The sequence below is a fragment of the Bradyrhizobium australiense genome (assembly GCF_013114825.1).
GTDB classification, from domain to species: Bacteria; Pseudomonadota; Alphaproteobacteria; order Rhizobiales; family Xanthobacteraceae; genus Bradyrhizobium; species Bradyrhizobium australiense.
This window is the reverse complement of record NZ_JAAVLX010000011.1, coordinates 15,369-28,463: the sequence shown is the minus strand read 5'-3', so window position 1 is coordinate 28,463 and position 13,095 is coordinate 15,369. Positions and strand designations below refer to the sequence as shown.

The window sequence follows — 13,095 nt, the reverse complement described above, 5'->3', positions numbered from 1 at the left end:
GAATTCTCTCCATACGGGCAGTTTGACTCGCGGCGGCACTCCCACCCGTAGCCGATGCTGCGCATCGGCGTTCTTCCAAAGAACGGCGGCCATAGGCCGCCTATGCCTCCCCCGCAAGCGGAAGAGGGAGTGCAGTTGCATCGCGGTCGCCATTCTCGCCATCACGCCTAGACCCCGAGATATGCCTGCTTGATCGTGTCCGTCTTCATCATCTCCTCCGACGTGCCCGATGCGCGGATGGTGCCGGCCTCCAGCAAGTACGCGCGGTCGACCACCTTCAGTACCTGCTGCACGTTCTGCTCGACGATCAGAACCGTCAGCCCGCCGGAGCGAATTCGCTTCACCAGCTCGAACACCTGCTGCACCACGACCGGGGCAAGTCCTGCCGAGGGCTCATCGAGCAGGAGCAATTTCGGATCCGACATCAGCGCACGGCCGATTGCGCACATCTGCTGCTCGCCGCCCGACATGGTGCCGGCCATCTGGCTGCGCCGTTCCTTCATGCGCGGGAACAGGTCGAATACGAATTCCAGCCGCTCGGCATATTTGGCGCGCGCGCCCGGCATGTAGGCGCCCATCTTCAGGTTGTCGTCGACGGTCAGCCGCGGAAATAGCCGACGGTTCTCCGGCACGTGGGCAATGCCGAGATCGACGATCCGGTGCGAAGGCGTCGCCACGACATCGCGGCCCTCCATCGTAATCGTGCCTTTGCCGGGCCGGATCAAGCCTGAGATCACGCGCATCAGCGTAGTCTTGCCGGCGCCGTTCGGGCCGATCACGCCGACGGCTTCGCCCGCTTTCACGTCGAGATTGATGCCGAACAATGCCTGGAAGCTGCCGTAGCCCGCGTCGAGCGATCTGAGTTCGAGCATACCTACACCCCTGCCCGCCGGCGCGCTTCCGCCGCTGCGGCCTGGCTCGAATCCGCGTCCGTGCCGAGATAGACCTCGATCACGCGCGGATCGCTCGCCACCGCGCTCGGCAGGCCTTCCGAAATCTTCTCGCCGTGATCGAGCACCATCACGCGATCGACCACCCGCATCAACACGCCCATAATGTGCTCGACCCAGATGATGGTGATGCCGAGTTCGTCGCGGATCTTGCGCAGCATGTCGGCGGCCTGATCCATCTCGTGCTCGTCGAGCCCGCCGAGGCTTTCGTCGGCGAGCAGAAGTTTCGGCCCGGTCGCGAGCGCCTTGGCGAGTTCGAGCTTTTTCAGGCCGGCGGCACCTAAGCCATCGACGCCGGCGTGACGGTTCGTCGGCAGGCCGACCATGGCCAGCGCGCGTTCGGCGGCCTCGTCCGCCCTGGCGCGGCTGTGGCTGCCCTGGCCGTAATAGCCTGCGAGCGCCACATTCTCGAATATCGTGAGGCGGTGAAACGGCCGCGGGATCTGAAAGGTGCGGCCGATGCCGCTGTTGATGATGCGGTGCGGCGCCTTGCCGGCGATCTCAGCGCCATCGAACAGGATCGATCCCGCCGTCGGGATCAGCGTGCCCGACAGCATGTTGAAGATCGTGCTCTTGCCGGAGCCGTTCGGGCCGATCAGGCCAAGAATCTCGCCCTGCTCGACCCGGAACGACACGTTGTTCACAGCGGTGAAGCCGCCAAAGCGCTTCACCAATCCTTCTACAGTCAGCACGCCAGATGCTCCGCGTTACTGGTTGCTGAACGTCGTTCCTTTCGGCAGCGGCAGCACGGCCTCGCGCTGCGCCTGGCTCTTCGGCCACACCACATACGACTTGTCGTCGATGTACTGGATGACCACCGGGAACGAGCGTTCGTTCTGGCCGGCCATCTGGGTGCCCTCGCCGTGGAACTTGACGCCGAAGCCCAGCATGGTGCCGCCTTCGGGAATATCGGTCTCGAGCGCGGCCTTGCGCAAGGCATCGGGATCGATGCCGCCATATTTCTTGATGGCGCGCGGCAGCACGTCGGTCAGGAACAGGTAGGTATTGGACGCCGCCATGCCGACATGCGCGGAGCGGATTGCGACTCCCGGCTTGGCCTTGTCGAATTCCTCGCCGACCATCTTGATGACCGGTGGCAATTTCGGATCCATCGCTTTCTGGTTGGCGAGCCAGATCGAGATCGGATCGGTGTTGAAGACGTAATTGACGTCGGCGCCAAGACCTTCCTTCAGCTTCTCGTAGACGCCATAGCCCGCACCGTGGCCGACTAGGGCCGCGAATTTCAGGCCCTGCTCGCGCGCCTGGCGGCCGAACAAAGTGATATCCGGATTGTAGCCGGTGTGGAAGATCACGTCGGGCCGCGCGCGCTTCAGCTTGGTCACCAGTGCGGAAAGATCGGGCGCGGTAGCGGAATAGCCTTCCTTCAGCACGATGTTGAAGCCGGCCTTCTTGGCGCCGGCCTCGTTGCCCTTCGACACGTCGACGCCATAGGCGCCGTCCTCGTGGATGATGGCAACGCGCAGATCCTTCGGCTCCTTGCCGAGCTTTTCCTTGGAATTCTGCGCGATGAAATCCATCGTCATCATGCCGAACTGGTCGCCCGAGGCCTGCGGACGGAAAACATACTTGAAGTTCTTGTCGGCCAGCACCGCGGATGAGATGCAGGTGGTGATCCACATGAAATTCTTGAGCTGCTCGACCCGCGCGGCGACCGGCACACATTGCGCCGAGGAGAAGAAGCCGAGCAGCATGTTGACCTTTTCCTGCTCGATCAGCCGGACCGCCTCGTTGATCGCGACATCAGGCTTGCTCTGCGCGTCGGCGTAAACCGCTTCGACCTTGTAACCCTCGACGCCGGTCTTGGCGAACTGGTCGAGCATGATCTTGGCGCCGATATACTGCAGCTCCGAACCGCCGCCGGCGAGCGGCCCGGTCAGGTCGTAGATGACGCCGATCTTGATTTTCTTTTCCTGAGACTCGGCGGAAACCGCCATCCCCAGCACCGCGATTGCGGCAGACAGCCCGACGAGAAGGCGTGCAGCTTTGCGCCCCGGCATGGAATCCTCCCTGGATTATTTTTGTGCACTGCATTTTCTTGTTCTTGGTTAGCGCCTATCACATTGATAGCGCGACCAGATGTCAAGCGCATTACTTGGTCAGGGCCTGGAAGCGAGCTGCGCCTCGATAAACGCCGTGACAAAACGCGGCATTGCCGAATTGAGATCGCGCGCGCTGCGCACGAGGTGGATGGCGGATAATTCCGGCTCACGCTGCGCGGCCAGGTTGCGCTCGATCCGGTCGCGCAGCGCGTCGCCGGGCATGTCGACGCGCAGGACGCGGATCATCGCGAGCGCCGGCCCGGTGTAGACGCAGTACCAATGCGCCTCACGCTCGTATTCGCCGGGGGCAAGTCCTGTCTCCTCCTCGAGCTCGCGCACGACGCTGCCGGATATATCGACCGTGCCGTCCCTGATGTCGTCGAGGTCGGGCGTGCCTGATGGAAAATAGATGCGCCCGGCATTCGCCGTGTGCGGACCCATCTCGCCGAGCACGAAGGCTCCGTCGGCGCAGAGTAGCGCGCCCATGCCGAAACCGTTGAAGACGGAGGCATCGGGAAAGCCCCAGTCGCGCCACGCCAGAAAACTGGCGAAATCGGTTTCGAAATAGCTGGCGCTGAAACAATCGCCGGCAAATACCGGGCTGCGCCCGAGAAGGACGCGGCCGTTCCACAGTGCAGGCCTTTCGCGTTGCCTATCGGCGAAATGCGCATCGATGTCCGCGCGTCGCGCGTCCGCGAACGGCCACGCCCACGCTTCGACCGTGAGATCGAGCGTGCTGACGCGATGAATGGCCGGAGGTCTCATGCCACTCATCGCCTGACTTCGCTCGATTTCACGCCGATCCTATCCTTTCTTCACTTAGGATTCACGCCGGTGGTCTTCTTGACCTGTTCGACGTATTTGTTGGTGTACGTCTTGGTCACGTCGATATTGGCTTTCGCCACCTCGGGCGAGCCTTCGCTGAAGACGGCGAGCACTGCGTCGGCTCCCTTGGGGTCCATCAAGCCGGTCAGCGAGTACATCGGAATCGTGTTCTTCAGCGCGGCGAGATAAAGCGCCTTGTCCTTGCCGACCATTCCCTCCGGCATCTTCGCCATGATCTCTTCCGGCGAATGCGAATGGATCCAGTTGAGCGTGTTGACGATCGCGCCCGTGAGCGCCTGCACTTCCTTTTCGTGCGAATTGATCCAGGCCGTCGTGGTGTAGAGCGCGCCGCCCGGATACTCGCCGCCGAACACGGCGAGCGTATCCTTTTGCGTGCGGGTGTCGGCCAGTATCTTCAAATCCGGATGGCCGCCCTGCAAAACGGTGACGGACGGATCGAGCATCACGGCGGCGTCGATCTGGCCCTGCTGCATCGCCGCCACCGCGGTGGCGCCGAGGCCGACGCCGATCACGGCGGCGCTGGTCGGATCGAGGCCGTTCTTCTTCAACAGATATTTCAGGAAGAAATCGGTCGAGGAGCCCGGCGCGCTGACGCCGACCTTCTTGCCGGCAAGATCCTTGATCGACTTGATCTCATTGGTGTGCGCGGGCGACACGACAAGCACCAGCCCGGGATAACGGTCGTAGATCACGAAAGACTGCAGCTCCTGCTTCTTGGCGGCCAAGTTGACGCAATGGTCGAAATAGCCCGACACCACGTCGGCGCTGCCGCCGAGCACGGCTTTCAGCGCGTCCGACCCGCCCTTGAGGTCGACCAGTTCGACGGCCACGCCCGCCTTCTCATATTCACCGAGCTGTTTTGCCAACACCGTCGGCAGATAGCATAGGCACGCGCCGCCCCCGACCGCGATGGTGACCTTGCTTTGCGCTGCGGCAAATCCCGAGGTCAGGGTGAGCGCCAGCAGCGAAGCGGCCAGCCGGCCGAATAGTTTCTTCATGGGTTCCTCCATTCGTTGGCAGCAAGATAAGGCAACGGGTGGGGCTTGAGAAGGCGTCGGCCGTCATTCCAGGGATCGGCCCCTCCTCCATCATTGCGAGAAGCGTAAGCGACGAAGCAATCCATTCTTTCTTCCGCCGGAGAAATGGATTGCTCGCAATGACGGTGGAGGGAGCGGAATGCCTACCCCCTGCCCTCCGCCGCCGTCGGCCGCCAGACCAGAAGCCGCCGCTCGACCAGCGTTACGCCCATGTCGATCAGGATGACGAAGGCGGACAGCACGAACATGCCGGCGAACACGCCGGCGACGTCGAACACGCCTTCGGCCTGCTGGATCAGATAGCCGAGGCCGGCGGCCGAGCCCAGATATTCGCCGACGACGGCGCCGACCACCGCAAAGCCGACGGAGGTGTGCAGGGAGGAGAACATCCAGGACAGCGCCGAGGGCCAGTAGACATGCCGCATCAGTTGCCGCTCGTTCATGCCGAGCATGCGGCCATTGTCGAGCACGGTATTGGAAACTTCCTTGACGCCCTGATAGACGTTGAAGAACACGATGAAGAACACCAGCGTGACGCCGAGCGCGACCTTGGACCAGATGCCGAGCCCCAGCCACAGCGTGAAGATCGGCGCCAGCACCACGCGCGGCAGCGCGTTGACCATTTTCACATAGGGATCGAATACCGCGGCAACGCGCGGCTGGCGCGCGAACCAGAACCCGACGAGAACGCCGGCGAGCGAGCCGATCACGAAAGCGAGGATCGATTCCCAGAGCGTGATGATCAGGTGCTTCCAGATCACGCCGGAAGAAAACCATTTGACGATCTGGCCGGCGACATCGACCGGATTGGAGAAGAAGAATGGCGGCAGCAGGATGCGGCCGAACACCGGCACTGACGTGAGGAACTGCCACAACGCCAATGCGACGATTGCGACCAGCAATTGCGAGAGGAGCAGCATCGGGCGCGACATCAGACTGCCTCCGCGCTTAGCGAGGATTGCGCATAACCCTTCATCACTTCGTCCTTCAACAGGCTCCAGATTTCCCGGTGCAGCGCATGGAAATCCTTTTCCATGCGGATTTCGGAGATGTCGCGCGGGCGCGGCAGCGGCACCCGCCAATCGCCAATGATGCGCGCCGAAGGCCCCGCCGACATGATCACGACACGGTCGGCCAGCGCGATCGCCTCTTCGAGATCGTGGGTGACGAACAGCACCGCCTTGCGGTCGGCGTTCCACAGTTCGAGCAGGAGATTGCCCATGATCTGCCTTGTCTGAGCGTCAAGCGGGCCGAACGGCTCGTCCATCAGCAGTATCTTGGGATCGCGGATCAGGACCTGCGCCAGACCGACGCGCTTGCGCTGTCCGCCGGAGAGCATGTGCGGGTAGCGGTTGGCGAACGCGCCGAGCCCTACCGAGGTGAGCCAGCCCTGCGCGCGCTGCAGCGCCTGTTCGCGCGGCGCGCCCTTGATTTCGAGCCCGATGGCGACGTTGTCGAGCGCGGTCTTCCATGGAAACAGCGCGTCGGCCTGAAACAGATAGCCGGCGTCGCGGTTCAAACCCGTTAGCGGCTGGTCGAAGATCTTCACCGATCCTGATGCCGGTCTCAGAAGCCCCGCGGCGACGTTGAGCAGCGTCGATTTTCCGCATCCCGTCGGCCCGACGATGGCAACGAATTCGCCGTGCGCGACGGACAAATTGGCCTTTTCCACGGCCGTATAGACGCGATCCCCGGCCACGCGGAACGCCACCGTCGCGTTTTCGAGTGCGACCGCTGCCGGTTGTGCGGTATCTGCCATGTTTGTCTCCCCAACGTTTGCAGTGATGCCTTAGCGGTTACGAAGGAGAAGTTCAACGAAGCGACGCGACGTGGTAGTTGATGTTCACCCTCCCCTGGAGGGGGAGGGTCGGCGAGCATCGCGCGAAGCAAGATGCTCGATGGGGTGCGGGTGATCTCTCAGCTCGGCCACTGTTCGAGTGGAGAGAGCTTCACCCCATCCCGCCGCTCCCTTTGGTCACGTCGACCCTCCCGTCCAGGGAGGGTGAAGGATCTGAGACCGCATGAGCCCTCCCCTGATTGCTTACGCGAATGTCAGCAAGACCTTTGACGGCACCCGCGTCATCGCCGTCGACGACGTCTCGCTCGATGTCGCCGAGGGTGAATTCGTCGCTATCGTCGGCGGCTCCGGCTCGGGCAAGACCACGCTGCTGCGGCTCGCCAACCGGCTGATAGAGGCGGACGCCGGCTCGATCACGATCGAAGGCGACGACGTGCGCAGCGTCGATCCGATCCTGCTGCGGCGGCGGATCGGCTACGTGTTCCAGAGCGGCGGGCTCTTTCCGCACCTGACCGTCGCCGGCAATATCGGCATCACGCCGAAGCTTCTTGGCACAGCGCCCGCCGAGATTTCCGCGCGGGTTGACGAACTGCTCGACCTGGTCAGGCTCGATCGCGCGCCATATCGCGACCGCCTGCCGCACGAACTTTCCGGCGGCCAGCGCCAGCGCGTCGGCGTGGCCCGTGCATTGGCCGCACGCCCGCGCATCGTGCTGATGGACGAGCCGTTCGGCGCGCTCGATCCCTTAACCCGCGATGCGCTGGGTGATGATTTTCGCGAGCTGCACGGGAAACTCGGCCTGACCACGGTCATGATCACCCATGACATGACCGAAGCGATCCTGCTTGCTGACCGCATCGCTGTGATGCGCGGCGGAAAACTGCTGGCGCAGGGCACGCCGGCCGAGCTTTCCGAAAGCGGTGACGCTTACGTCGGCGAACTCCTGCGCACGCCGCGCCGGCAGGCCGAGCGGCTCGGCGCCCTGCTGCCTCGCGAGGGTGCGGCATGAGCATCTTCGCCGATCCGCGCTGGGCTGAAGCGCTGGGCCACCTGCCCGATTATCTCGGCAGCCATGTTCGCGTCAGTGTCGCCGCGCTGGCGCTGGGGTTGCTCCTCAGCCTGCCGCTTGCGATCATCTCACGGCGTCAGCCGGTGCTGCGCGGGGCGCTGCTCGGGCTTGCCAGCATCGTCCAGACGGTGCCGGGGCTGGCGTTGCTGGCGCTGTTCTATCCGCTGCTCTTGGCGCTCGCGGCGCTGTCGCTGTCGTGGTTCGGCTTCGGTTTTTCCGCGTTCGGATTTTTGCCCGCAGTGCTGGCGCTGGCGCTCTATTCGATGCTGCCGGTGCTGCGCAACACCATCACCGGGCTGCAAGGTGTCGACGCCGCGATCCTGGAAGCGGCGCAGGGCGTCGGCATGACGCCGCGGCAATCGCTGTTCACCGTGGAATTGCCGCTGGCGCTGCCGGTGATGATGGCGGGCATTCGCACTGCCGCAGTCTGGGTGATTGGCACCGCAACGCTGTCGACGCCGATCGGCCAGACCAGCCTCGGCAATTACATCTTTGCCGGGCTACAGACCCAGAACTGGGTGTTCGTGCTGTTCGGCTGCCTTGCCGCCGCGGTGCTGGCGCTCGCGGTCGATCAGTTGCTGGCGCTGATCGAAAGCGGCTTGCGCAACCGCAGCCGCCTTCGTGCGGCGCTTGGCGGCGTCGGCATCGCGGCTTTGGTCGTTGCCACGTTGGTGCCGACCATGATGCGCGCGCAAACGAATTACGTCGTGGGCGCCAAGACCTTTACCGAGCAATACGTGCTGTCGGCATTGATGGCGCAGCGACTGAAAGCCGCCGGACTTTCCGCGACGACGCGCGAAGGTCTCGGCTCCAACGTGATCTTCGAGGCGCTGGCTTCCAACGATATCGACGTCTACATCGACTATTCCGGCACGCTCTGGGCCAACCAGTTTCACCGCACCGACATCAAGCCGCGCCAGGAATTATTGGCCGAACTGAGGACGATGCTGGCGCGGCAGAACATCACACTATCAGGCGAACTCGGCTTCGAGAACGCCTATGCGCTGGTCATGCCGCGCAGACGCGCGGAGCAATTGGGCATCCGCACCATCGCCGATCTTGCCTCACGCGCGGCGAACATGTCGATCGCCGGCGACTATGAATTCTTCTCGCGCCCCGAATGGGCTGCGTTGCGGCGGGCCTACGGCCTGTCATTCCGTGGGCAGCGGCAGATGCAGCCGGACTTCATGTATGCAGCGGTCGCCTCCGGCGAAATCGACGTCATCGCCGGCTACACCAGCGACGGGCTGATCGCGAAATACGATCTGGTGGCGCTCGGCGATCCCAGGCACGCCATCCCGCCCTACGACGCGATCGTGCTGCTGGCGCCGAAGCGCGCCAATGACGAGGCCCTGCGCAAGGCGCTGGCACCGCTGCTCGGCAAGATCGACATCGCCACCATGCGCGAGGCGAATCTGCGCGCAGCCGGCAATGATGCGGCGAGTTCGCCGGATGCGGTGGCGCAATGGCTCTGGGAGAAGCTGGGGAAGAAGTGAGGATTTGCCGCGGCCCCGTTGCGAGCGCAGCGAAGCAATCCACCTCACCACAAGCGGACGCATGGATTGCTTCGTCGCGATCGCTCCTCGCAGTGACGGGGATAACGCGGAATCAAAGCCCCTTGATCATGCCGGCGTCGATCAAAAGGCGGTTGAAGCGGCGCGCCTCGCTGCCCTTCTTGCAAGCATAGAATATGCCCTTGCAGCGGAGCATGATGCTCTTCTGCTCCGCAAAGCTCGGATCGAGCGGGATGCCGGCGGCTTCCTGCAGCACGACGGGGATGTAGGCCGCGTCGAGCGTTTCGAGCGCCGATGACAGATTGCGCGGCTGGTAATTGATGCCATCGATCGCGTAATAGGTGGAATAATAGCGTCGGTCTGATGCCATCAGGCGCTTCGCCAGCAATTTCCGATCGATCCCGGGCTCCAGCAGCTTCTGCGAGATCGCCGGCTGGTGATCACCGAAACGCAGGATGAGAAAAGACTCGTCCGGATAGTCGCGCTTCAGCCGCTCGGTGAATTCGCGATAGTCGTTGGCCGTCATGGTCTGGCGGCGGATGTACTCATCGATCTCGGCGGTGTTGCCGGGCGGCATCCAGCCCTCGGGCGTCAGGTCGGGCCGGTAGACATCGGTCCAGGGAAAATGATTGGCCGTGAGATAGACGAACATGAAGACCGGTGACCGCGACGGCTCTTCGCGTGCAAACGCCTTCAGCGCCTGATCGTAATAGAAGCTGTCGGGCTGCATGTCCTCGTTCACGCCCATCTCGGCCATGTCGATGAAGCGGTCGATGCCCGTGCCCTTCTGGAAGGCGCGCGCGCTGAGAAAGTCGCCGTAGGTCGGATAGAGCGAGACGGTCTTGTAGCCGCAATTCTGCAGCGACTGCGGCAATCCGCGCGTCACGCGGCCGGCGGCAATGCGCGTGACGTAGAATTTCAGATCGCCGAACGAGCGCGCCGACAGGCCGGTCAGCACGTTGAACTCGGTGTACCAGGTCGGACCGCCGGTCGATTCCGCCATCATGGTCCGCCGCTTGCCGTCGGCCGACTTGAAGTGATCGGCATATCCCGCCGGCACCTTGATGCCGGGCGCCGAGGTGACGTCGAAGCTCGACTCGTCGAGCAGCAGGATGATGTGCGGCCGCTTGGCCCCCGGATCGCAAGCGGTAGCAGGCGGCAGCACCGGAGAAAGGGCAGCATGTGCATCCGACGCCAGGCGCAGCGCGCCGTCAGCCGGCGGATTTGCCTCGATCCAGCCGGTCGAAGCCAGCCGCGATACCGCCACCACGCCGGAACGCGCCAGACTGGAAATGTGATTGACGCCCTGGAACGGCTCCCAGGGCTGCTCGGGGGAAGCGAGCGACATCGCCGATATCAAGACCGCCGACGCGGCAAGGCCAGTCAACGCGAAAGCGCGGCGCACTCGGAACGGATCGAAGCGCCAGAGCGCCCACAACACCGGAGCCGCAATCAGCGCCGCCAATATCAATTGCATCTGCAGGCGCGGGAACACCGAAAGCAGGAACGAGAATGTGTCGCGGTCGATGATCAGGAAGTCGAGGAACGTCAGGGTAAGCTGCAGGATACCGAACTTGAAGCGCGACAGCGCGATCAGGATCACGATGAGCGTCACCGCAATCGCCGCACACACGCCGGGCCGCTGCAGCACGACCAGCAGGAAGCAGTTCACGAATATCCACGTCAGCACGGCAAGCGTGATCGCAAACGGCCCGTATTCGGCGGTCAAGAGCACGGCCAGCCCCACCAGATGGACGGCCGCGACCAGGCCGGCCTGAACAAAGAACCGGACGCTGCGCGCGTCTGCGCGAGCGTCTTCACTCATTCCAGGTCCCGCAACGACTGACATCTCGGGTCCTCAAAGCCCTTTAATGAAACCTGCCTCGATCAATAACCGGTTGAACCTGCGCGCCTCGGCGCCATCCTTGCAGGCGTAGAATATACCCTTGCAGCGGAGCATGATGTTCTTTTGCTCCTCGAAAGACGGGTCGAGCGGAATGCCGGCAGCCTCCTGAATCACCAGCGGCAGATAGGGCGCGTCGATCGTGTCCATGATCGCGGAACTCTTCACCGGCTCAAAGTTGATGGCGTCGATCGCGTAATAGGTGGTGAAGTAGCGCGGGTCGTGGGTATCGAACTTGCGGGCGAGCTTGGCTTCATCCAGGCCGGGATCGAGCAGGTTCGAGGAAAACTCCGGCTGATGGTCGCCGTAGCGCACGATCAGGAACGGCTGCGCCGGGAACTTCTTCTTCAGGCTGGCTAAGAACGCTGCATAGTCGCCGGCGCTCAATGTCTGGCGGCGCAGATATTCGTCGACCACGGGCTCGTTGCCGGGGGCCCGCCAGGACGGCAGCAGGTCGGGGCGGAATTTGGTTTCCCAAGGGAAGTGGTTGGCGGCGAGATAGACGAAGGTGAACAGCGGCGTCTTGGCCGGCTGTTCGGCGATCAGATTCAGCGCCTTGTCGTAGAAGAAGCTGTCGGGCTCGATGCCTTTCGCGCCGAGAGCGCGCGCGTCATAGAAGTGCTGGATGCCGGTCGAGGTCTGGAAGCCGCGCGCGCCCATGAAGGCGCCGTAGGCCGGATAGAGCGAGATGGTGTTGTAGCCGCAGCGGCGCAGGGCCAGTGGCAATCCGCGCTCGACTCGGCCCGACGCAATGCGGGTGACGAAATAGGAAAAGCGGCCGAACGACCGGGACGACAAGCCGGCCAGCACGTTGTACTCGGCCATCCAACTTGCGCCGCCGCTGCTCTCGGCCATGAACTTGCGTTCGCGGCCGTCAAAGGACTTGAAATGGCTGCCATAGCCCGGCGGCACCTTGACGCCCGCGGCCTGACGGATGTCGAAGCTCGACTCGTCATGGATCATGATGATGTGCGGGCGGCGACCGGCCACATGACAGGAATCGACCAGCGGCACCTTCAATCGTTCGGCAGTCGCGGCTTCCGATTCCATGAAGCCGTAATTGACGAAGTCAGCAACCGCCGTCACGCCCGAGCGCGCAAATTTGGAGAGATAGCCGTTATCGTAATAGCCGCGCCAGGCTTCATCGGGCCAGACGACGGAATAACCGGCTAGGCCGGCGAGACAGGCCAGCAGGCCGGCCGCGGCCGGCCTGCGGCGAATGCGGAACGGATCGAGCCACCACAGCGCGTACATCAGCGGCAGGATACCGAACGCTGCGCCGACCACGCTCCAGCGCAGATTGGGAAAAATCGTGAACAAGTAGGCCGCGGTGTCGCGGTCGATCACCATCAGGTCGACGAAGTTCGCGGTCATCTGCACGACGTCGTGCTTGAGCCGCGACAGCAGCACCAAGAGCACAACCAGCGTGAGCGACAGAGCGCCCGACAGCGCCGGACGGCGCAGCAGCGCAATAAAGCAGAAGTTCAGAATGCCCCAGGCCAGGGCAAAGCCCATGCGGCCGCCGAAATCGCTTTCGGTGTGCAGCAGGATCGCCAGCGCCGCCATGTGCGGTGCAGCAACGGCCGAAAGGCGCCAGAAACCGATCGCGGCAAGGCCGGCGACAAGAGTAGTGGTGGAGGGCCCAGGATTTGGCGCCGGCGCCATGGGAGGGAACGCAACATGACCCGGCGCAATGCAAAGCCTTGGCTGGTGACGACCAGGAGACGCACGACCCATCCGGAACCTGTGCCGTGTCACAAAAACGTAGTGGAATCGTCATGAACGCGCAATGAATTTGCCCTCGGGCGAACGCGGGAGGGTAAATTGGCGCTGTCATTCCGAGGCGATGCGGAGCATCGAACCCGGAATCTCGAGATTCCGGGTCTGGTCCTTCGGACCATCCCGGAATGACCGATCA

11 protein-coding genes are annotated in these 13,095 nt (G+C 63.3%); 2 read left to right on the top strand and 9 right to left on the bottom strand.

Translation table 11 applies throughout. From position 1 onward, the window contains the following. Window positions 1-167 precede the first annotated feature (167 nt). The 7 genes from HCN58_RS29075 to HCN58_RS29045 all read right to left on the bottom strand — a co-directional run bounded on the left by HCN58_RS29075 (window position 168) and on the right by HCN58_RS29045 (window position 6,652). On the bottom strand, window positions 168-872 hold the full coding sequence (locus HCN58_RS29075) for an ABC transporter ATP-binding protein (protein ID WP_171582799.1): 705 nt from the start codon (window positions 870-872) through the stop codon (window positions 168-170). Between the two features lie 2 nt (window positions 873-874). Then, entirely contained in the window at window positions 875-1,642 is a 768-nt protein-coding gene (locus tag HCN58_RS29070) for an ABC transporter ATP-binding protein (RefSeq protein ID WP_065731085.1), read from the bottom strand. A 15-nt stretch (window positions 1,643-1,657) separates the two neighbouring features. Beyond that, on the bottom strand, window positions 1,658-2,968 hold the full coding sequence (locus HCN58_RS29065; protein WP_171582798.1) for an ABC transporter substrate-binding protein: 1,311 nt from the start codon (window positions 2,966-2,968) through the stop codon (window positions 1,658-1,660). 99 nt (window positions 2,969-3,067) lie between these two features. Then, a complete protein-coding gene (locus tag HCN58_RS29060; protein ID WP_171582797.1) occupies window positions 3,068-3,775 on the bottom strand; it encodes an NUDIX hydrolase in 708 nt (235 codons plus the stop codon). 50 nt (window positions 3,776-3,825) lie between these two features. Then, window positions 3,826-4,854: an ABC transporter substrate-binding protein gene (locus tag HCN58_RS29055; protein ID WP_171582796.1), complete on the bottom strand. Its 1,029-nt coding sequence runs from the start codon at window positions 4,852-4,854 to the stop codon at window positions 3,826-3,828. A gap of 182 nt (window positions 4,855-5,036) precedes the next feature. After that, the gene (locus tag HCN58_RS29050) at window positions 5,037-5,825 is read right to left on the bottom strand and encodes an ABC transporter permease (protein WP_171582795.1); all 789 of its coding nucleotides are present in this window, start codon (window positions 5,823-5,825) and stop codon (window positions 5,037-5,039) included. Beyond that, on the bottom strand, window positions 5,825-6,652 hold the full coding sequence (locus HCN58_RS29045) for an ABC transporter ATP-binding protein (protein WP_171582794.1): 828 nt from the start codon (window positions 6,650-6,652) through the stop codon (window positions 5,825-5,827). The genes HCN58_RS29050 and HCN58_RS29045 overlap by 1 nt, the downstream gene beginning before the upstream one ends. A 262-nt stretch (window positions 6,653-6,914) precedes the next feature. Here HCN58_RS29045 and HCN58_RS29040 point away from each other — a divergent pair, with 262 nt between their 5' ends. Beyond that, complete coding sequence (locus tag HCN58_RS29040) at window positions 6,915-7,700, top strand: ATP-binding cassette domain-containing protein (RefSeq protein ID WP_171582793.1); 786 nt, start codon at window positions 6,915-6,917, stop codon at window positions 7,698-7,700. After that, window positions 7,697-9,256 carry a glycine betaine ABC transporter substrate-binding protein gene (locus HCN58_RS29035; RefSeq protein WP_171582792.1) on the top strand — a complete coding sequence of 520 codons (1,560 nt, stop codon included), beginning with the start codon at window positions 7,697-7,699 and terminating at the stop codon, window positions 9,254-9,256. The genes HCN58_RS29040 and HCN58_RS29035 overlap by 4 nt, the downstream gene beginning before the upstream one ends. A gap of 112 nt (window positions 9,257-9,368) precedes the next feature. On the opposite strand, the gene HCN58_RS29030 is transcribed toward HCN58_RS29035, so the two are convergent. Both HCN58_RS29030 and HCN58_RS29025 read right to left on the bottom strand, forming a co-directional pair. Next, complete coding sequence (locus tag HCN58_RS29030) at window positions 9,369-11,099, bottom strand: sulfatase-like hydrolase/transferase (RefSeq protein ID WP_235983984.1); 1,731 nt, start codon at window positions 11,097-11,099, stop codon at window positions 9,369-9,371. Window positions 11,100-11,132: 33 nt separating this feature from the next. After that, window positions 11,133-12,842, bottom strand: coding sequence for a sulfatase-like hydrolase/transferase (locus HCN58_RS29025; RefSeq protein ID WP_171582790.1), 1,710 nt, complete (start codon window positions 12,840-12,842; stop codon window positions 11,133-11,135). Window positions 12,843-13,095: the final 253 nt, after the last annotated feature.

Excerpts from the sequence above, each read along its gene's own strand:
- HCN58_RS29075 (WP_171582799.1), bottom strand. The coding sequence starts at position 872 with ATGCTCGAACTCAGATCGCTCGACGCGGGCTACGGCAGCTTCCAGGCA.
- HCN58_RS29065 (WP_171582798.1), bottom strand. The coding sequence starts at position 2,968 with ATGCCGGGGCGCAAAGCTGCACGCCTTCTCGTCGGGCTGTCTGCCGCA.
- HCN58_RS29060 (WP_171582797.1), bottom strand. The coding sequence starts at position 3,775 with ATGAGACCTCCGGCCATTCATCGCGTCAGCACGCTCGATCTCACGGTC.
- HCN58_RS29055 (WP_171582796.1), bottom strand. The coding sequence starts at position 4,854 with ATGAAGAAACTATTCGGCCGGCTGGCCGCTTCGCTGCTGGCGCTCACC.
- HCN58_RS29050 (WP_171582795.1), bottom strand. The coding sequence starts at position 5,825 with ATGTCGCGCCCGATGCTGCTCCTCTCGCAATTGCTGGTCGCAATCGTC.
- HCN58_RS29045 (WP_171582794.1), bottom strand. The coding sequence starts at position 6,652 with ATGGCAGATACCGCACAACCGGCAGCGGTCGCACTCGAAAACGCGACG.
- HCN58_RS29040 (WP_171582793.1), top strand. The coding sequence starts at position 6,915 with ATGAGCCCTCCCCTGATTGCTTACGCGAATGTCAGCAAGACCTTTGAC.
- HCN58_RS29035 (WP_171582792.1), top strand. The coding sequence starts at position 7,697 with ATGAGCATCTTCGCCGATCCGCGCTGGGCTGAAGCGCTGGGCCACCTG.
- HCN58_RS29030 (WP_235983984.1), bottom strand. The coding sequence starts at position 11,099 with ATGAGTGAAGACGCTCGCGCAGACGCGCGCAGCGTCCGGTTCTTTGTT.
- HCN58_RS29025 (WP_171582790.1), bottom strand. The coding sequence starts at position 12,842 with ATGGCGCCGGCGCCAAATCCTGGGCCCTCCACCACTACTCTTGTCGCC.